The sequence below is a fragment of the Shinella fusca genome, assembly GCF_014203155.1.
Taxonomy (GTDB): domain Bacteria; phylum Pseudomonadota; class Alphaproteobacteria; order Rhizobiales; family Rhizobiaceae; genus Shinella; species Shinella fusca.
Map to the genome: position 1 here is coordinate 423,416 of NZ_JACHIK010000004.1, position 19,275 is coordinate 442,690.

18 protein-coding genes and 1 pseudogene are annotated in these 19,275 nt (G+C 67.2%); 4 read left to right on the forward strand and 15 right to left on the reverse strand.

All coding sequences use genetic code 11. The features are described 5' to 3' along the window. Nucleotides 1-16 precede the first annotated feature (16 nt). Nucleotides 17-1,225: a plasmid partitioning protein RepA gene (repA, locus tag HNQ66_RS08995; RefSeq protein ID WP_184143231.1), complete on the reverse strand. Its 1,209-nt coding sequence runs from the start codon at nt 1,223-1,225 to the stop codon at nt 17-19. A gap of 402 nt (nt 1,226-1,627) precedes the next feature. Between repA and HNQ66_RS09000 the strand changes: the two genes are divergently transcribed. Continuing rightward, nucleotides 1,628-2,242: a hypothetical protein gene (locus tag HNQ66_RS09000; RefSeq protein ID WP_184143233.1), complete on the forward strand. Its 615-nt coding sequence runs from the start codon at nt 1,628-1,630 to the stop codon at nt 2,240-2,242. Between the two features lie 15 nt (nt 2,243-2,257). Here HNQ66_RS09000 and HNQ66_RS09005 read toward each other — a convergent pair whose 3' ends face one another. Further along, entirely contained in the window at nt 2,258-3,496 is a 1,239-nt protein-coding gene (locus HNQ66_RS09005) for a DUF2325 domain-containing protein (protein ID WP_184143235.1), read from the reverse strand. Nucleotides 3,497-3,626: 130 nt separating this feature from the next. Then, nucleotides 3,627-4,616 (reverse strand): bile acid:sodium symporter family protein, encoded by a 990-nt coding sequence (locus HNQ66_RS09010; protein ID WP_184143237.1) that lies wholly within the window; start codon nt 4,614-4,616, stop codon nt 3,627-3,629. Nucleotides 4,617-4,737: 121 nt separating this feature from the next. Here HNQ66_RS09010 and HNQ66_RS09015 point away from each other — a divergent pair. Beyond that, nucleotides 4,738-5,570, forward strand: a pseudogene (locus tag HNQ66_RS09015) (LysR family transcriptional regulator). A 126-nt stretch (nt 5,571-5,696) separates the two neighbouring features. Here HNQ66_RS09015 and HNQ66_RS09020 read toward each other — a convergent pair. Continuing rightward, nucleotides 5,697-6,698: an iron ABC transporter substrate-binding protein gene (locus HNQ66_RS09020; protein WP_184143239.1), complete on the reverse strand. Its 1,002-nt coding sequence runs from the start codon at nt 6,696-6,698 to the stop codon at nt 5,697-5,699. A 347-nt stretch (nt 6,699-7,045) separates the two neighbouring features. Between HNQ66_RS09020 and HNQ66_RS09025 the strand changes: the two genes are divergently transcribed. Together HNQ66_RS09025 and HNQ66_RS09030 are read left to right on the forward strand one after the other, a co-directional pair. Then, nucleotides 7,046-8,542 (forward strand): ABC transporter permease, encoded by a 1,497-nt coding sequence (locus tag HNQ66_RS09025; protein WP_246434255.1) that lies wholly within the window; start codon nt 7,046-7,048, stop codon nt 8,540-8,542. Further along, a complete protein-coding gene (locus tag HNQ66_RS09030; protein WP_184143243.1) occupies nt 8,539-9,573 on the forward strand; it encodes an ABC transporter ATP-binding protein in 1,035 nt (344 codons plus the stop codon). The genes HNQ66_RS09025 and HNQ66_RS09030 overlap by 4 nt, the downstream gene beginning before the upstream one ends. A gap of 9 nt (nt 9,574-9,582) precedes the next feature. Here the strand turns inward: HNQ66_RS09030 and HNQ66_RS09035 are convergent, their stop codons facing one another. From HNQ66_RS09035 to HNQ66_RS09085, 11 genes are all read right to left on the reverse strand, one after another. Next, on the reverse strand, nt 9,583-10,203 hold the full coding sequence (locus HNQ66_RS09035) for a TerC family protein (protein ID WP_184143245.1): 621 nt from the start codon (nt 10,201-10,203) through the stop codon (nt 9,583-9,585). Nucleotides 10,204-10,361: 158 nt separating this feature from the next. Beyond that, entirely contained in the window at nt 10,362-11,111 is a 750-nt protein-coding gene (locus tag HNQ66_RS09040) for an ABC transporter ATP-binding protein (protein WP_184143247.1), read from the reverse strand. Further along, the gene (locus HNQ66_RS09045) at nt 11,108-11,941 is read right to left on the reverse strand and encodes an ATP-binding cassette domain-containing protein (RefSeq protein ID WP_184143249.1); all 834 of its coding nucleotides are present in this window, start codon (nt 11,939-11,941) and stop codon (nt 11,108-11,110) included. Before HNQ66_RS09045 ends, HNQ66_RS09040 begins: the two co-directional genes overlap by 4 nt. Continuing rightward, complete coding sequence (nikC, locus tag HNQ66_RS09050; protein ID WP_184143251.1) at nt 11,938-12,855, reverse strand: nickel transporter permease; 918 nt, start codon at nt 12,853-12,855, stop codon at nt 11,938-11,940. Before nikC ends, HNQ66_RS09045 begins: the two co-directional genes overlap by 4 nt. Further along, entirely contained in the window at nt 12,852-13,913 is a 1,062-nt protein-coding gene (locus HNQ66_RS09055; protein WP_184143301.1) for an ABC transporter permease, read from the reverse strand. The genes nikC and HNQ66_RS09055 overlap by 4 nt, the downstream gene beginning before the upstream one ends. A 23-nt stretch (nt 13,914-13,936) precedes the next feature. Continuing rightward, nucleotides 13,937-15,586, reverse strand: a complete 1,650-nt coding sequence (locus tag HNQ66_RS09060) for an ABC transporter substrate-binding protein (protein ID WP_246434239.1) — start codon at nt 15,584-15,586, stop codon at nt 13,937-13,939. 121 nt (nt 15,587-15,707) lie between these two features. Continuing rightward, nucleotides 15,708-16,907, reverse strand: a complete 1,200-nt coding sequence (locus HNQ66_RS09065) for a multidrug effflux MFS transporter (protein WP_184143253.1) — start codon at nt 16,905-16,907, stop codon at nt 15,708-15,710. Continuing rightward, complete coding sequence (locus HNQ66_RS09070) at nt 16,904-17,374, reverse strand: MarR family winged helix-turn-helix transcriptional regulator (protein ID WP_184143255.1); 471 nt, start codon at nt 17,372-17,374, stop codon at nt 16,904-16,906. Before HNQ66_RS09070 ends, HNQ66_RS09065 begins: the two co-directional genes overlap by 4 nt. A gap of 108 nt (nt 17,375-17,482) precedes the next feature. After that, nucleotides 17,483-18,073, reverse strand: coding sequence for a YqaA family protein (locus HNQ66_RS09075; RefSeq protein ID WP_184143257.1), 591 nt, complete (start codon nt 18,071-18,073; stop codon nt 17,483-17,485). 84 nt (nt 18,074-18,157) lie between these two features. After that, complete coding sequence (locus HNQ66_RS09080) at nt 18,158-18,436, reverse strand: chaperone modulator CbpM (protein WP_246434240.1); 279 nt, start codon at nt 18,434-18,436, stop codon at nt 18,158-18,160. A 2-nt stretch (nt 18,437-18,438) separates the two neighbouring features. Continuing rightward, nucleotides 18,439-19,275: DnaJ C-terminal domain-containing protein (locus tag HNQ66_RS09085; protein ID WP_184143259.1), on the reverse strand; the 837-nt coding region annotated here is incomplete at its 5' end.

Sequence of the window (19,275 nt, forward strand, 5' to 3'; positions counted from 1 at the left end):
TTTGTCAGCCGACAAATCAACGTCCCCATGCCCGGTGGATGAGATCGGCGATCTCGCCGTTCACCGCGTCCAGCGATTCCAGCGCCCGGTCGTAGGTCGCGCGGTTCATCGATGCGCGCTCGACCTCGTACAAGGTTTGCTTGGTGATGCCGGCATCCGAAACGGCCGTCGACTTCACCATCTGGTTCTTCAGCATGAATTCGTGGAACATGGTCGACATGAAGCCGACCATCTGCGCCTGCGGCACGTCCGTCGGCTCGTAGCGCGTGATGAGGTAGCGATACCAGGAAAGATTGACCTCCGCGCCCGCCGAACGGATCGGCTTGAGGATGCCGCCGAGCATGAGCAGGAACTGGCCCATCGACATGACGTCCAGCATCTGCGGATGGATCGTGATGAGCACGCTCGTTGCGGCCGTCAGCGCGGTCAGCGTCAGGTAGCCGAGCTGCGGCGGGCAGTCGATCACCACCACGTCGTAGCGGTCGTCCACATCGGCCAGCGCCCGCGAGATGCGGGTGAAGAAGGTGCGCCCCTCGTTGGACGACTTGTCGGCCATGGCGAGCGGGGTGTCGTATTCGTATTCCTGTAGGTCGAGATTGGCCGGAACGATATCCAGCCCCGGGAAATTCGTAGGCCGGATGATATCGGCCAGCGGCTTGCGCTCGCCGTCGTAGCGGATGGCATCGTAGATCGAGGCGACCTGATCCAGCTCCGGCTGGAAGCCGTGGAGGGACGAGAGGGACGCCTGCGGGTCGAGGTCGACCGCAAGCACGCGATGCCCCGTGAGGGCGAGATACTGCGCCAGATGCGCCGCTGTCGTCGTCTTGCCGGAGCCGCCCTTGAAATTGACGACGGCAACGACCTGCAGCTTCTCGCCGCTGCGCCGATGGGGCACATACATGCGGCTTTCCGAACGGCCATGCGCATCGAGGTACTGGCGCAGCTCCAGCATCTGCTCGGCGGTGTAGGACCGGCGGCCGGACGAGGAGGTCTGCGGGGAGGGGCCCTTGCCGTCGAGATGCAGCTTCTTCAGCGTGCTCTGCGACACCCCGACATAGGCGGCGACCTCCGCCAGCGAGAACGACCGCAGGGTCTTCCTCGCATTGGGCGGGAACCGCTGCACGCTGAGCAGATGCAGCTTCTTCGAGATCAGATCGCCCTGTTCGAGGATCTGGTCTTCGAAGTTCATCGGAGCATGCAGCGAAGCGCTCGGATTAGCGTTCATGAACGGTCATTCTCTCAGATAACGATTTTCGGCCGTAAAGAGCCCAATAAGCGTGATTATGAGCGATTCTCTAGGGGGGGCAAGTGGTTTAGGTGGAGGCATCCACCGCTCTTTGCCACGCCTTGCTCCCGGCGGACGCTAATGCCTTGCCGATACTCTCCTTTCCGCAGCAGGAGAGGGATGCAGCGGAAGGGTGCAAAGGGGGCACCTTCAGTCTTTCCGGCGGCACGAACGGGTAGAAAGCAGGGACTTTCGTGCGAATCGGTGCGGCCCGCCACCGGATGATCTTCCTGCCGGAGACGAAAGCAAGGCCGGGCGCCGGAAATCGGGGGAGGGGCTTGCACTACACGGCAAGCTCGTGTGCGATGGGCGAAGAAACAGCACATCGACGGGCCGCATGCCATGTCGCTTCAAAACCGCGTGACACCCTTCGGAGATATCCTTGCCATAGAGCAGCGAGGCCTCTTCACGGGCAATCGCGGCATCATCCATGATCCGGCGACGAAGACCCTTCTGGCCCGTCGCTGGACGAGCAAGGCCTGGATCGTCTGCGCCTGCGAATACAAGGGGCAGCGGCGCACCGTGATGGGCGTGCGGAGCTGGACGGAGCTGTTCTTCCTCGACGAAGCTGTCGCGCTTGCCGCGGGCCACCGCCCCTGCTTCTTCTGCCGCAGGCAGGAGGCGGAACGGTTCCGTGCCTGCTGGGCGGCGGAAAGCGGCAAGGCTCCGCCGCGAGCGAGCGAGATGGACACAGTCCTCCACCGGGAGCGCCTTGAGGGCGGCCGCAAGCGCCTGCACCCCATCCCAGCCCCGCTTGCGGCGCTTCCGGATGGCACGGTGGTCAGTGTCGGCGCGGAAGCCTTCACGCTCCGGGCCGGCCTCGCCCATCGCTGGACACGAGAAGGATACGCGCCGGCACAGCGCCTTCAGCAAGCCGACCGGCTGGTCACGCCGCCGTCGACGCTGCGCGCGCTCCGGGTGGGGTATCGGCCCGTCCTGCATCCGTCCATCGCGTGATCGCCTGGAAAGCGCCTATGGCTGGCTGTAGGCGCCGCCGGCGCCGCTGATCGCGGCGAGGAAGCTCGCAAGGCCCGCCGAGCGGAGCGGCAGATAGGGCTTTGCCTGCTGGCGGCAAAGCCGCTTCACCAGGCCCACCGCCGTATGGCTGATATGGTCGACGGGGAAAAGGACCGTCGCCGCCTGCCCCACGAGCGCGGGCAGCATCGTCGTGCTGTCCTCCATGCCGCCGTCATGCAGCAGGAGCTCGACATTGCGGCTTTCGGCATAGGCGCGCAGGTGATCGAAGAGATTGCGCCGCCCGCCGACATAGAGAACCGGGCCGGCCGGGGAGGGCGGCGCCACGCCCCTGCCCGCCTGGAGCTGCGCGGCGACCGCCGCCTCCAGCGCCTCGTTCTCCCGCAGGATCGAATGGGACAGATCCTGCAACTGCTCGAGTTCGCGCTGCAAGGCGTGGCCGCGTTCCTCCGCCTCGGCAAGGCGATGGGCGAGGGCGTCGGCACGGGCGGCTCCGGCATCCTCTTCAGCATAACGCCTGCGCTCCCCTGCCCGCGTCGAGCGGCCGGCGGCGATGGCGCTTGCCCGCGCACGCGTGATCCATTCCTCGAGCTCGCCAACGCGCTGCTGCAGCCCGGTGCGCTCCGCGGCTGCGGCCTTGAGGCGTGCCTGTTGCCGGCGGCTCCTGTCCTTCTCCGCCTCCAGTTCCCTTTCCAGCAGGGTCAACCGTGCGATGTCGAGGCGGCTGGCACTGCCGACGAGGTGCGAGAGCATGTGGACTTCGCCGAATATCTCGCGGACGAGGGCCGGCGGGCTCGCCGGATGGCTCATCAGCGCCCAGTAGGGGCCGGCAATGTCGCCGCGGTCGAAACTCTCCCGCCAGATCGCGCGAAGCGTCTCCTCGCCCGCCTGTCGCGGAAGGCGCCGGATGCTGTTCTCATGGCGCCTGTCGAGTGCCTTGTTGAGAAGCCGGGCGGCCTGGTCGCGCTGACCGGCGAGGCGCACGCCCCGGCCGTGCAAGGCGTGATCCGTCGCCGTGCGCGCGTCCTCCTGCCCGGCCCGGATCAGCAATTGGCGCAACTCGCCGGTGGTCAGGCAGGTGCCGATGATCGAGCAATGGAACGTCGATGGGATTTCCCAGGTGCGCAACCGCTGCGCACCGGATTTCGCCGCGCCGTCTTCCGGCAGGGCCGGGAAGGGCAGGGGCACGGCGAGGGCCGGAGAACGGGGCGGTACGAGGCGGGGCAGGGTCGGCATGCTTATCCCATTCGTTATATTTATTTGAATATAACGAATGGGAAGACGACTTCACAAGAAAAATCGGCGCGCCGTGGACGCACCGCTTTTCCAATCCGGGGAAGGGGAGGGGATCGGATTTGCCGCAGCCTCAGGAAGCGGCCGCAGGCGCGGCATCCAGCGCCTTCTGCCGGTCGGCATAGATGCGGGCGAGCCAGGCACAGACCATGAGCTGAATCTGGTGGAAGAGCATCAGCGGCAGCACGATCACGCCGATCGGCTGCCCGGCGAAGATGACGCTCGCCATCGGCACGCCGCTCGCAAGGCTCTTCTTCGAGCCGCAGAAGACGGCGGTGATGCAATCCTCCCGGCTGAAACCGAGAAGGCGGCCGCCGATGCTCGTGATGACCAGAACCGCGGCGAGCAGCAGGCAGTCGACGAGGACGATGAGCGCAAGGTCCTGCAATGCGAGCCGGTGCCAGATGCCCTCCGTGACGGCCTCGGAGAAGGCGAGATAGACGACCATGAGGATGGAGCCGCGGTCGAAGGGCATCAGCAGCTTCTTGCGGGCGCGCACCCAGTTGCCAATGAAAGGCTGGAGCGCCTGCCCGAGCACGAAGGGCAGGAAGAGTTGCAGCATGATCTTCCAGATCATGTCGAACGAGATGCCCGCCTGTCCGCCCGTCGAGAAGAAGAGCGCCATCAGCGCCGGCGTCAGGAAGATGCCGAGGATATTGGAGGTCGAGGCGGCGCAGATCGCGGCCGGCACGTTGCCGCCCGCAATGGAGGTGAAGGCGATGGACGACTGCACCGTCGACGGCAGGACGCACAGGAAGAGAAGGCCCATATAGACCGGCTGGTCGATGAGCCAGGGCGAGAAGACGCCGAGCCCGAGGCCGAGCAGGGGAAAGAGGCCGAACGTCGCCACGAGAATGAAGAGCTGGAGACGCCAGTGCAGCACGCCCGCGATCACCACGTCGGTGGAGAGCCGTGCGCCGTGCAGGAAGAAGAGGAGGGCGATCGCGAGATTGGTGGCAACGCCGAACCATTCCGCCGGCCCGCCGGAAATCGGCAGAAGGGAGGCAAGCAGCACGGTCCCGAGAAGGAGGAGGGTGAAGGTATCGGGCAGGAGGCGTTTCATGGCGCTCGATCAGCAGGTCTCGACAGGCCTTGCAATCTAGCTATCCTGTTTCGCGATGCAAACGATAACACTTATCGGGAATCGCGATATGCTTGACCTCGTGCAGTTGCGCAGCTTCGTCATGGTGGCGCAGACGAGAAGCTTCACCCTGTCGGCCGAGCGGCTCAGCCTCGGCCAGTCGACCGTCAGCCAGCACATCCAGCGGCTGGAACGCGCCCTCCGGCGCCGGCTCATCGATCGCGATACCCACGCCGTCCGGCTGACGGCCGACGGCGAGGCGCTGCTGCCCCACGCCCGCCAGCTTCTCTCGCTGGAACGGCAGGCCGTCGCCCATTTCGACGGGGAGGGGCCGCGCGGCACCTTCCGGCTCGGCATTTCGGAAGACCTCGTCAGCGGGCAATTGCCGGGCCTTCTGGAGGACTTCATCGCCGACTATCCCTCCGTCGACCTCCAGCTCTCCGTGGCGCTCTCCAAGACGCTGGCCGAGATGCAGGATCGCGGCGAACTCGATCTCGTCATGGCCAAGCGTCGCATCGGCGAGCAGCGCGGCCAGGCCATCGTCCGCGAGCCGCTCGTCTGGCTGGCGAGCGATCCGGACGCCATGCTCGCCAAGCCGCGCTTCCGCTGATCGTCTTTCCGCCGCCGAGCCTTACCCGCCTCCTTTTGATGGAAGCGCTGGAGCGCAGCGGAACGCCCTGGCGCATCGTCTGCTCCTGCCAGAGCCTCAGCGGGCTCACCGCGGCGGCGCGCGCGGGCATGGGCGTCCTCGTCCAGCCGCGCAGTCTCGCCCCGGCGGGCCTGCGCGAAATCCCCCCGCCGGCCCTGCCGCCGCTGGAGGATGTGGAATTCGTCCTCGTGACAGCGCTTTCCGCGGACCAGGCCACCGTCTCGGCCTTCGCCCGCAAGGTGCGCGAGCGTTTCGGCAAGGGCTTTGCCGGCGTGACGCGGTCCTGACATGCATCAAGGGTGCCGGGCGCGTCATGCGCGCTGAATCCGCGCCGTCCTTTCCGACTGAGCCGGAAAAAGAAAACGCCGCGCGATCCTGCGACCGCGCGGCGCTTCAATCCCGGGAAGATGGCTTCAGAGAAGGCCGGCGGCCGTCATCAGTTCCACGACCTTCTTGCTGTCGAGCGTCGAGGCCTCGACCTTCGGCGCGTCGAGCTCCTTCAGCGGAACCAGCTTGGGGTTGGATTCGCCGGCAACGGCATATTCGAAGGAATCGCCGTCCTTGAGGATGGACTGCCCGCCCTTGCCGGTGACCCACTTGAGGAAGGCCTGCGCCTCCTTCGGGTGCTTGGTGCTCTTGAGCACCGCGCCGCCGGAAATGCTGACGAAGGCGCCCGGATTCTGGTTCCTGAAATAGTGCAGCGCGACGTTGTTGCTGTTCTCGCCGGTCTTCGCCTGGTCGCCGAACCAGTAGTAGTGATAGATCACCGCGCCTTCGATCTCGCCGGCATTGACCGCCTTCATGGCGACGCTGTTGCCCTTGTAGGGCGTCGCGCCTTCCTTCAGCGCCGCAAGCCAGGACGCCGTCGTCTCCTCGCCCTTGAGCTGCAGCAGGGCGCCGACGATCGCCTGGAAATCCGCGCCGGCGGGCGCAGCACCCCAGCGGCCCTTCCAGGCGGGATCGGCAAGGTCGAGCAGCGACTTCGGCAGCTTGTCCTCGGTCAGCTTCGTCTTGTCATAGGCAAAGACCGTCGAGCGGGCGGCGATGCCCGTCCACATGCCGTCGGCCGGGCGGTACTCGGCCGGGACCTGGTCGAGCGTTTCCTTGTCGACCGGCGCAAAGCGCCCGGCATTGTCGAGCAGGACCATGGCCGGGGAGTTTTCCGTCAGGAACACGTCGGCGGGCGTCAGGTCGCCCTCCTGAAGGAGAAGGTTGGCGATCTGCATGTCGCTGCCCTTGCGCACCGTGACCTTGATGCCCGTCTCCTTGGTGAACGCCTCGATCCACGCGTTGCCGAGCCCTTCGTGCTGGGCATTGTAAACGACGATCCCCTCGGAATCCTCGGCCGCGGCGCCGGAGGCGGCCGCCATCAGCAACGACAGCGCCGTCAGCGCGGTCCGGATCGATCTGTTCATACTGCTCTCCTTTTCAAGACGGATGCCGGCCTTTTCCCACCGGCGCCGCGATACTGGCATAAAAACCTGAAAATGACATTCAACTTATTGCGAGAAGAAGATCCGGCAGGCCGCCGGCTCGGGAAATCCGCTAAGGCCTCGTCACCCGCCGGCCTGCCGCATTACAAACCATTGCGTTTTAGTCAAGAAATCCTTAGGGCAGGGGGCTGGCGTCGCACAAGACGCAAATGGTCTTCTCTTTCAGGCATGAGGGCATGGGCCTGTTGCAGGAAAATACGGCAGAGGCACTCGATACGGCGTGGCCCGCGGCGCAGCGACGGCAGGACGCCCGCGTGCCGCATGCGCCCATGGTGGTGCTGGCCGCGCTGATAGCGCTGTTCAGCCTCGTTCCCCTCGGCTTCATCGGCTGGGTGACCTACGATGTCGGCTGGGAGACGGTGAAGACCCTCGTCTTCCGCCCCCGCGTCGGCGAACTGGTCCTCAACACCGTCTATCTCGAGCTGATCGCCATTCCGCTGTCCATCATCGTCGCGGTCGCCACGGCCTTCCTGACGGAGCGCTCGGACATTCCCTTCGCCCGCCTGTGGGCGTGGCTGGCGGTCACGCCGCTCGCGGTGCCCGCCTTCGTGCACAGCTATGCCTGGGTCAGCCTGATCCCCAGCATGCACGGACTTGCTAGCGGCGTCTTCGTCGCGGTGCTCGCCTATTATCCGTTCCTCTACCTGCCCGTCGCCGCCACGCTGCGCCGCCTCGATCCGGCGGTGGAGGATGCCGCCGCCTCGCTCGGCCTTGCGCCGGCCGCCGTGTTCTTCCGCGTGGTGCTGCCGCAATTGCGCATTCCCCTTTGCGGCGGCTCGCTGCTGATCGGCTTGCATCTTCTTTCCGAATACGGCCTCTTCGCCATGATCCGGTTCGACACGCTGGCGACGGCCATCGTCGACCAGTTCCAGTCCTCCTACAACAGCCCGGCCGCCAACATGATCGGCGGCGTGCTGGTCGCCTGCTGCCTCTTCCTGCTGGCGCTCGAAGTGCTTTTGCGGGGCAACGAGCGCTATGCGCGCGTCGGCACCGGCACGGCACGGCCGGCCGACCGGCAGAAGCTCGGCCGCTTCCGCCTGCCCGCCCTGCTGCTGCCCGCGGCGATGGCAGCGCTGACGCTCGGCGTGCCGCTGATCACGCTCGGCCGCTGGCTCTGGCTGGGGGGCCTTGCCATCTGGGACGGCGCGGTGACGGGCGCGGTGGTGCAGACCCTCGTGCTCGCCCTTGCCGGCGGAGTGCTGACGACGATTGCCGCCGTGCCGATGGCCTGGCTGTCGGTGCGCGCGCCGGGCCGGCTGCAACGGCTGCTCGAAGCCTGCCACTACTATGTCGGCTCGCTGCCGGGCGTCGTGGTGGCGCTGGCGCTGGTGTCGATCACCGTGCGCTTCCTGCTGCCGCTCTACCAGACCTTCGCCATGCTGCTTGCCGGCTATGTGCTCATGTTCCTGCCGCGCGCGCTGGTCGGCCTTCGCGCCAGCATCGCGCAGGCGCCCGTCGAGCTGGAGCGGGCGGCCATGGCGCTCGGGCGCACGCCCGGGCAGGCCCTGCGGCAGGTCACCCTGCGGCTCGCCGCGCCGGGCGCTGCGGCCGGCGTCGCGCTCGTCGCGCTCGGCATCACCAACGAGCTGACGGCGACGCTGATGCTCGCGCCAAACGGGGTGGAAACGCTCGCCACCCGTTTCTGGTCGCTGACCAGCGAGATCGACTACGTCGCCGCCGCGCCCTATGCGGTGATGATGGTGGCGCTGTCGCTGCCGCTCACCCTTCTTCTCCATGCCCAATCGAAACGGACGGCCGGTCAATGACGCTGCTCGACCTCGAAGACATCTCCAAGCGCTACGGCACGGTGCAGGCGCTCGACGGCGTCAGCTTCGCCGTCGGTGCGGGCAGCCGCGCGGCGGTGGTCGGCCCTTCCGGCTCGGGCAAGACGACGCTGCTGCGCATCATCGCCGGCTTCGAGTTTCCCGACAGCGGCCGCGTGTGCTTCGACGGCGCGCTGCTGGCAAACGGGCCGGCGGGCGTGCCCGCGCACCGGCGCGGCATCGGCATCGTCTCGCAGGACGGCGCGCTCTTTCCCCACCTCAGCGTTGCCGACAACATCGCCTTCGGCTTCGAGCGCGGTGCGCCGGACCGGGCAAGGCGCGTCGCCGAGCTTCTCGAAATGGTGGAGCTGGAAGACGCCATGGCAACGCGCAGGCCGCACCAGCTTTCCGGCGGACAGCAGCAGCGCGTGGCGCTTGCCCGCGCGCTCGGCCGCCGGCCGCGCCTGATGCTGCTCGATGAGCCCTTCTCGGCGCTCGACACGGGCCTTCGGGAAAACATGCGCAAGGCCGTCTCGCGCGTGCTCCAGGCGGCCGGCATCACGGCGATCCTCGTCACCCACGACCAGTCCGAGGCGCTTTCCTTCGCCGACCAGGTGGCGGTGCTGCGCGAGGGCCGGCTGGTGCAGGCAGGTTCACCACAGACGCTCTACCATCATCCGCGCGACCGCGAGACGGCGCTGTTCCTCGGCGATGCGGTACTGCTGCCCGCCTTCATCCGCGACGGCGTCGCCGACTGCGCGCTGGGACATGTGGCGGTGGAGGGGGATCATGCCGGCAAGGCGGAAATCATGCTCCGGCCCGAACAGATCCGCGTCATCGCCGACAGCGCCTCGCCGCGGAACGGCGGGCGCGTGGTGGACGTGCAGTTCGGCGGCGCCGTCTGCACGGTGGCGGTGGCGCTCGCCGACGTCGCCCTGCCGCCGATCCTCATCAAGACGTCCAGCGTCGCCCTGCCGGCGCCGGGCGACCTGGTGCGCCTCGACGTCGCGGGTAGGGCGCATGTCTTCGCCTGACGGCCGCCGTCAGGCGGCCGCACCCGGCAGGTAGGGCATGACCTCCATCGCGCCGCGATAGATCATGTCGAGCGCGACATAGAGGATGATCGCAAGGCCGACATAGGCGATCCAGCGGTGCTTGCTGAGCAGGCGCGCGATGAAGTTGGCCGCAATGCCCATCAGCGCGATGGAGAGCACAAGGCCGAGGATCAGCACGCTCGGATGCTCGCGCGCGGCGCCCGCGACGGCAAGCACGTTGTCGAGCGACATGGAGACGTCGGCGACGACGATCTGGGTTGCGGCCTGGAAGAAGGTCTTCTTCGGCGCGTTCTCGACATCGACGCCGCTCTCATCCTCATGGCCGGTGGCCCGCAGCTCGCGCCACATCTTCCAGCACACCCACAGCAGCAGGAGGCCGCCGGCAAGCAAGAGGCCGATGATGGCGAGGAGATGCACGGCGACCGTGGCGAAGAGGATACGCAGCACGGTGGCGGCGATGATGCCGACGAAGATCGCCTTCTTGCGCTGCGCGGGATCGAGCCCCGCGGCGGCGAGGCCAATGACCACCGCATTGTCCCCCGCAAGGACCAGGTCGATCGCAATCACCTGCAGGAGCGCCGTCAGGCCGGCCGCTGTCAGAATTTCCATGATGTCCCACCTTCGCTATGCTGTCTGCCGGCGCCGCGCGTCGCGGCCCGAATACTCTCCGCCAGAATGACCCGCCGGACGCGGCAACACGCCGCCATCCCGGCCTTTCGACCAGTACAGCGTCCGCTTTGCCTTTTGCAAGGCCGCGCTGCACTTCTTCAGGCGGTTCGGCGGAATCCTTCGCTGGCGGCCAGCAGGCCGCGCGTATAGTCCTGCGTCACCCGGCGCGCGGCAAGGTCGGCGGCGGTCAATTGCTCGACCGCCCGCCCGTTCTGCATGACCATCAGCCGGTCGCACATATGGGTGACGACGGCAAGGTCGTGGCTGACCATGACGAAGGTGAGCCCGCGCGCCGCGCGGAGCTGTTCGAGCAGGTTCAGCACCTCCGCCTGCACCGAGGCGTCGAGCGCCGAGGTCGGCTCGTCGAGGAGAAGGATGGACGGCTCGAGGATCAGCGCGCGGGCGATCGCCACGCGCTGGCGCTGGCCGCCGGAGAGCTGGTGCGAATAGCGAAAGCGGAAGCCCGCGCCGAGGCCCACCTCGTCGAGCGCGCGCACGATGCGGCTTTCCGTATCGTCGAAGCCGTGGATGGCCAGCGGCTCCAGCAGCAGCCGGTCGACCGTCTGGCGCGGATGCAGCGAACCGTAGGGGTCCTGGAACACCATCTGCACCGTGCGGTAGAAGGCCTTGTCGCGCCTGTCGCCCAGCACCTTGCCGCCAATCGCGATGGTGCCGCCGGTAACGGGCGCGAGCCCCGCCACGGCGCGAAGCAGGGTCGACTTGCCCGAGCCGGATTCGCCGACGAGGCCGAAGGATTCGCCCGGCGCGACGGAGAGGCTGACATCCTCCACCGCGACGAAATCGTCGAAGGCGACGCGAAGGCCGTCGATGGCGAGAGCCGGCGTCATTCTTTCCACTCCGCTTTGCGTTCGAGCACGGGCAGGGGATGCCGGTCCGCACCGATTTCGGGCATGCAGTTGAGAAGGCCCCGCGTATAGGGATGCTCGGCCTCGGCGAGGCGTGCGGCCGGCAGTTCCTCGACGATGCGGCCGGCATACATGACGATGACACGGTCGCAGAAGGAGGAGACGAGGCGAAGGTCGTGCGAGATGAAGATAAGGCCCATGCCACGCTCGGCCACCAGACGGTTGAGGATGGCGAGCACTTCGAGCTGCACGGTCACGTCGAGCGCCGAGGTCGGCTCGTCGGCGATCAGCAGCTCGGGGCCGGCGACCAGCATCATGGCGATCATCACGCGCTGGCCCATGCCGCCGGAGACCTCGTGCGGGTAGAGGTCGAAGACGCGCTCGGGGTCGCGGATCTGCACGGCGGCGAGCATGTCGAGCGCGCGCCTGCGGGCCTCCGCCTTGCTCACCGGCTCATGCGCGCGCAAGGTCTCGACGATCTGCCGGCCGATGGTCATGACCGGGTTCAGCGAATATTTCGGGTCCTGCAGCACCATGGCGATGCGCTTGCCGCGCAGCGCCCGCCGCTCGGCCTTCGAGGCCTTCAGGAGGTCGATGCCGTTGAAATCGAGCCGCTTGGCCGTGATCACGCCATGCTCTGGCGTCAGGCCCATGATGGCGCGGCCGGTCTGCGACTTGCCGGAGCCGCTCTCGCCGACGATGCCGAGACGTTCGCGGCCAAGCGTGAAGGAGACGCCGCGCACCGCTTCGATGATGCCGGTGCGGGTGGGGAAGGTGACGCGCAGGTCCTCGACGGTCAGAAGCGCGCTCACTGGCCGCTTCCCCGCGGATCGAGCGCATCGCGCAGCCCGTCGCCGAGCAGGTTGAAGCCGAGGCTGACGATGAGGATGGCAAAGCCCGGCATGGCGGCGACCCACCACTGGTCGAGGATGAAGCGGCGGCCGGAGGCGATCATCGCGCCCCATTCGGGCAGCGGCGGCTGCGCGCCGAGGCCGAGGAAACCGAGGCCGGCGGCCGTGAGGATGATGCCGGCCATATCGAGCGTCACGCGCACGATGAGCGAGGAGATGCAGAGCGGCATGATATGGCGCAGCACGATACGCCAGGGGGAAGCGCCCATCAGCCGCACGGCAAGGATGTAGTCGGAATTGCGCACGGTCAGCGTCTCGGCCCGCGCGATGCGCGCATAGGGCGGCCAGGAGGTGATGGCGATGGCGATGATGGCATTGCCGATGCCGGGGCCGAGCGCAGCGACGAAGGCGAGGGCCAGCACGAGCTTGGGGAAGGCGAGGAAGATATCGGTGATGCGCATCAGCACCGCATCCACCCAGCCGCCCGCATAGCCGGCGACCGTGCCGACGAGAAGGCCGATGGGCGCGGCGATGACCGCCACCAGCACGACCACCTGGAGCGTGAGGCGCGAGCCGTAGATGAGGCGCGAGAGGATGTCGCGGCCCTGGTCGTCCGTGCCGAGCCAATGGCCCGGCCCCGGCGTCATCAGGCGCGCATTGGCAAGGTCGCCGACATAGGGCGAATGCGGCGCAAGCACGGGTGCGAAGACGGCAAGGACGATCAGCCCGAGAATGATCGCAAGGCCGATGACGGCGAGCCGGTTGGCGGTGAAGCGCCGCCAGGCGACATAGGCGCGGCCGAGCCGGGCCTGCAGGCGCGATTGCGGCCGGTCGGTCAGGAGCCATTCGCGGCGGGTCATGGCGGTCTCGCTCATCGTGTCCTCGTCCTCGGGTCGAGCATGCGGTAGAGCACGTCGGAAAGAAGGTTGATGGCGATGAAGACGGAACCGATGACGATGGTGCCGCCGAGCACCGCGTTCATGTCGGCGTTTTGCAGGGAATTGGTGATGTAGAGGCCGAGGCCCGGCCAGGCGAAGACGGTCTCCGTCAGCACCGAGCCCTCCAGCAGGCCCGCATAGGAAAGCGCGATCACCGTGACGAGCGGCACGGCGGCATTGCGCAGCGCATGACCCCAGATGATGCGGGTTTCCGAAAGCCCCTTGGCGCGCGCCGCGACGATATATTCCTGCCCCAGTTCGTTCAGCATGAAGGAGCGCGTCATGCGGCTGACATAGGCCATGGAGAAATAGCCGAGCAGCGAGGCCGGCAGGATGATGTGCGAGAGGACGTCGCGGAAGACGGCCCAGTCGCGGGCGAGGATCGCATCGAGGAGATAGAAACCCGTGATCGGCGTGAAAGTGTATTCGAACACCACGTCGATGCGGCCGGGGCCGGAGGTCCAGCCGAGGCGGGCATAGAAGACGAGAAGCGCCAGAAGCCCGAGCCAGAAGATCGGCACCGAATAGCCGATGAGGCCGACGATGCGCACCACCTGGTCGGCGACGCTACCGCGCCTGACGGCCGCCAGGACACCGAGCGGAATGCCGATCACCGCACCGATGACCGTGCCGACCGTCGCAAGCTCCATCGTCGCCGGGAAGACGCGGCGGATATCGGTCATCACCGGGTTGGTGGTGAGGACGGACGTGCCGAAATTGCCCTGCAGCACGCCTTTCAGGTAGAGCCAGAACTGCTGGTAGTAGGGCAGGTCCAGTCCCATCTCCAGCCGCACGCGCTCGACGACACGCGCCGGGGCGCGGTCGCCGACGATCGCCAGCACCGGGTCGATCGGCACGACGCGGCCGATGAAGAAGGTGACGGCGACGAGGCCGAGATAGGTGGTGGCGACGACCAGCAGGAAGCCGGCCACCGCCTTCAGCCTCGCCCGGGCGCGCCGGTTCGCGCGCCCTGCCGGCCTTTGCGTTTCACTCATGCTCAAGGAGCGGATCCTTCAGGTCAGTCCTTGGAGATGGGCGCAAGCGGGTTCGAATCGAAGCTCGGCCCCAGCTTGTAGCCCTTGACGTTGCCGCGCACGCCCGCAACCTCGATCTGCTGGTAGAGCATGACGAAGGGGCTGGTTTCGAGCGCTTCCTGCTGGAGCTTCTTGTAAAGCTCGGCACGCTTGTCGGAATCGCGCTCGAGGAGGGCGGCCTTGACCTGCTCCGTCAGCTCCGGAATGTCCCAGGCATTGCGCCAGGCGAGCGTCTTGAGGGAGGCGTCGTCGCCGTTGTCCGGGTTCGAGGTGAAGGCTTCCGCGTTCGAGTTCGGGTCCCAGTAGTCCATGCCCCACTGGCCGATATAGAGGTCGTGGTTGCGGGCGCGGTACTTGGTGAGCGTCTGCTTGCCGTCGCCGGGGATGATCTCGATCTTCACGCCGGCCTGCGCGGCGGTCTGCTGGAAGGATTCGGCAATGCCGGTCACGGGCTGCGTGTTGCGCACGTCGAAGGTCACGGAGAAGCCGTCCTTGAGGCCCGCCTTTTCCAGAAGCTCCTTCGCCTTGGCGACGTCGAACTTGTAGGGGTTCTCCTCCAGCGCGCCGAGCACGCCCTTGGCCTGGTAGGTCTGGCGGACCTCGCCGACGCCCTTGAGCAGGGTGGAGCCGATCGCATCGTAGTCGACGAGGTACTTGAAGGCCTCGCGCACCTCGGGCTTGGCAAGCTTCTCGTTCTTCTGGTTGAGGCTGATGTAATAGACCGTGCCCTTGGCCGCGCTGGCGGTCGTCAGGTCCGGGTTCTTGGAAACGGCCTCCAGGTCGCCCGGCTCGAGATTGCGCGCGACGTCGACGTCGCCGGCTTCCAGCATCAGGCGCTGGGTCGCGCTTTCCTTGACGTGGCGGTAGATGACGCGGGCGAGCGCCGGCTTGTCGCCGTAGTAGTTCTCGTTGCGCTCCATGACGACGATCTCGTTGGCGCGCCAGTCGCGGATCGAGAACGGGCCGGAGCCGGCATAGTGGGTCTTCATCCACGCATAGCCGAAATCGGTGTCGTACTTGTATTCGTCGTTCGGCGTGGTGGCTTCGGCGTGCTCCATCACCAGCTTCTTGTCGAGCACGGCGCCGACCGTGGCGGTGAGGCAATTGAGCACGAAGCTCGGCGCATAGGCCTTGTCGACGGTGAAGACGAAGGTGCCGTCGTCAACGGCCTTGGCCTTTTCCGCGACGTTGTCGCCCGTCAGGCCGAACTGCGTGAGGATGAAGGCGGGGCTCTTGTCGAGCTTGACGACGCGCTCGAACGACCAGGCGACGTCCTCGGCGGTGATGGGGTTGCCGGAGGCGAACTTGATGCCGGGCTTCAGCTTGAACGTATAGGTCAGGCCGTCGTCGGAGACGGTCCAGCTGTCGGCGATGCCGCCCTTGACCTTGGTGGTGTCGTTGATGTCGAGGCGCACCAGCATGTCGTAGGCGTTGCCGATGAACTCGGCCGGCGACAGCTCGAAGGATTCGGCCGGGTCCAGCGTGATCGTGTCGTCGATGGCCCAGGCCTCGACCAGCGTGTCGGCCGGCGTTTCCGCGAAGGCCGGCGCCATGCCGCCGGAAACCAGCAGCAGCGAGAAGGCAGCCCCCGCCAGCAGCGGACGCATGCGCATGGTGATGTTTTCGCTCTTCATGAAAGTTCCCCGTTCCATCGTGATTGTTCTCTTTCGAAATTCAATCACGAGAGTGCGGGTAAAGACAATCCCTCTTTGAATTCATCCCCTTCGCAAGCAAAGGCGCATATAGAGGGCCGTTTCAGGCGCGGCTCCGGCCGGCGAGCCAGAAGCAGGCCTGCGCGAGCAGCCCCGCGCCGAGAAGGACGCTGCCGGCCGCCAGCATCGGGTTGCCGCCGAGCCCGCCGAGCGCCGTGCAGGCCGCACCGATCGCCATCTGCGCCGCGCCGTAGAGCCCGGAGGCGGAGCCGGCCGCCTGCGGATTGACGCCGAGCGCCTCCGTCAGCGCGGCGGGGGAGGCGAAGCCCGCGCCGAAGCTGAAGAACAGCATGGGCACGACCGCGAAGGCCGCGTTCGGCGGGCCGGCGAGCGCAGCGGCGAAGAAGAATGCGGCCGCAACGCAGCTCACGATATTGCCCATGACCATCACCCGCGTCGTCGGCATGCGGCTGACGGCGCGGCTGGCGGCAAGGCTGCCGAACCAGATGCCGGCGACGTTGATGGCGAGATATACGCCCACCTCGTAGGTCGGCAGGTGCAACTGGTCGACGAAGATGAAGGGCGCCGCGCCGATATAGGCATAGAGCGCGGTCGTGGCGCAGCCGCCGCCGATCGTGTAGCCGAGGAAGGGGCGCGAGCGCAGCAGGGCGAGATAGTTGCGGGCGACCTGCCGCACGTCGTTGCCCGGCTGCGCCGGTCCGTCCTTGAGCAGCCCGTGGATCAGCACGAGGTTGGCAAGGCCGAGCACGGTGAGCGCCACGAAGATGGAGCGCCAGCCTGTGGTTTCGGCAAGCGCGCTGCCGAGCAGCGGCGCAAGGCCCGGACCGGCCATCGTCATCAGGTTCATCAGCGAAAGCTTGCGCGCGGCCTCGGCGCCCGAGGCCCCGTCCCGCACGATCGCCCGGCCGAGCACGAGGCCCGCGCAGCCGCCGAGCGCCTGGAACAGGCGGGCGACGATGAGGATGCCGATGGTCGGCGCAAAGAAGCAGGCCGCGCTCGCCGCCGTGTAGAGCAGCATGCCGGCGACCAGAACCGGGCGGCGGCCGTAGCGGTCGGAAATCGGGCCGTAGACGAGCTGGCCGACGGCAAGGCCGACGATATAGGTGCTGAGCGTGAGCTGCGTGGCGTGCGTCGTCGCCCCGAGCGCCTTGGCGGCAACGGGGAGCGCCGGCACGAAGATGTGCATCGCCAGCGTCCCGCTGAGCGTGATGAGCGCCAACAGCCAGAGCGGCGTGCGGACGGTGCCGGCCCGCGGGCCGCCATGGCTCGAAACGACGGTCATGATCTTCTGTCGCCTTCGTTTGCCGCCATCAGGCGGCGGCACACCGCCACGAGGACGCGGCGCGCCGCATCGGCATCGCCCGAAGGCAGGCCCTTCAGCACCTCGCGCTCGACATCCTCGGAAACGCTCTCCACCTGCCGCACCAGCGCCAGCCCCGCAGGGGTGACGCTGATCGCCTTGGCGCGGCGATCCTCATCGTCCGGCCGCTGCTCGATGAGGCCGGCCGCGTCGAGATTGCCGAGGATGCGGACCATGGAGGAAGTATCGAGCGTGAGCACGGCGGCAAGGTCCTTCTGCCGCATGGGCTTTCCCGCCTGCGCGAGCCGCAGGAGCGGCAGCCACGTCGCCTCCGTCAGCCCGAAGGCCTGGAGGCGCGCATCCACCGCCCGCCGCCATTGCCGGGCGGCGAGGCTGACGAGCGCGCCGAAGCGGCTGGTCGAAAGGGTATCGTCGATATCGGAGGTCATGCTGCCCGGGGCTCGATTGTTTGCATGCCAACTAAATAAATGACATGCAAACTAATTGCAAGCGGGATCGTGCAACCGCCGCTCAGGCCGGGGAGGGGAGGGGAGGCGTCAGCCCGCCAGCAGGCGCCAGGCCACGTAGAGCCCGATGAGGACGACGGCGACGGCGCCGAGAATGAGCCCCAGGCGCTTTTCGATGAAGGCCTGGATCGTCACGCCGTAACGCTTCAGCAGGAAGGCCAGGAGATAGAAGCGCAGGCCCCGGGCAATGACGGCGGACACCACGAAATGCCAGAGCTTCACATGCGCGACGCCGGCAAGGATCGTCACCACCTTGATCGGCGGCAGGTGCGCAAGGCCGGAAGTGACGAGCAGCAGGTTGAGCTGCTCCTCCCCGACATGGGACTTCAACTGCTCGAACGTATCCAGCTTGCCGTAGAAGGCGAGGATCGGCTTGGCGATGCTTTCATAGGCATAGAAGCCGAGCAGCCAGCCGGCGATACCGCCCGCCACGGACGCCGCCGTCGCGACGAACGCATAGCGGTAGACCCGCTCCGGCCGCGCCAGCGCCATGGGCAGGAACAGGACGTCCGCCGGAACGAGGAAGATGGAGCTTTCGACGAAGGCGATGAGCGCAAGCCAGGCTTCCGCCGCCTTGCGGCCTGCCAGCGACAGCGTCCAGGCATAGAGTTTTCGTAGCATGAAGTCTGCGCCCTGCGGAAAGCCGGATGGCGGCAGGCCCGCGCGGGCGCCGCCCGGGTGAGGTATATCGTTCGCCGGCCGAACTCAACCCTTCTTCGCCATATCGCGCCTGAGCTCTTCCATGGCGCGGCGCATGCCGTGGAGCTGGTCCATCAAGTGCAGGATCACGTCGATCCCCGCGTCGTTCGCACCGATCCGCGACTGCAGCTCCCGGATCAGCCGGACCCGCGCAACGTCGATCTCCTGGAAGTGGAGGCCCGTCGGCGTCTCTTCGGGAACCAGCCATTCCTGCTCGATCCACAGCTCCAGGACCTTCACCTGCAGGCCCGACGTCTTCAGGAACGTCTGCTTGTCCATCCTCATCGTCAGCCCTCCTTGCGCGGGTCGAACGCCTTGCCCTTCGCCCAGCCCGAAACGAACGCCTCGAGCTCCGCATCCGGCGGGCTCGGCAGCACCACCTTCAGCTTCACGAACTGGTCGCCGGACCCGCCGCCGCGCTTCGGCGCGCCCTTGCCCTTCAGCCGCAGCACCGTGCCCGTGTTCGACCCCTTCGGCACCGCCATCGTCACCGCCCCCGTCGCCGTCGGAACGCGGATGCGACCGCCCAGCACCGCCTCGCTCAGCGAGACGGCAAGCTCGATCGCGATGTCGTCGCCCTCCCGTTCGAAGCGCGGGTCGGGCAGCACCTCCACCTCGATCAGCGCATCGCCCGGTCCCCCGGTTCCCGCGCCCGGCGCGCCCTTGCCCTTCAGCCGAAGCGTCTGGCCGCTGACGAGGCCCGGCGGGATCTTCACGTCCAGCGTCCCGCCGTCCGGCAGCGTGATGCGCTTGCCCGCACCGGCGATCGATTCGGAAAAGTCGATCGCCAGCCGGTAGTGCAGGTCCTGCCCGCGCCGGTTGGCCTGCGCCCGCTGGCCGCGCCGCAGGAGGTCGGCGAAGATGTCGTCGCTGTCCATGAAGTCGGAGAAGCCCGACGTGTTGGCATAGGGATGGCCGGTATCGGCCCCGGCATAGTCGCGGTAGTAGTTCTGGCGCGGCGGCGGCCGTTCGGCGCCCGACGCGTCGATCTCGCCGGCGTCGAAGCGCCTGCGCTTGTCGGCATCGCCAAGAAGGTCGTAGGCGGCCGCCACCTCCTTGAACTTCTCCTCCGCCGACTTGTCGCCCGGATTGAGGTCGGGGTGCAGCTTCTTGGCAAGCTTGCG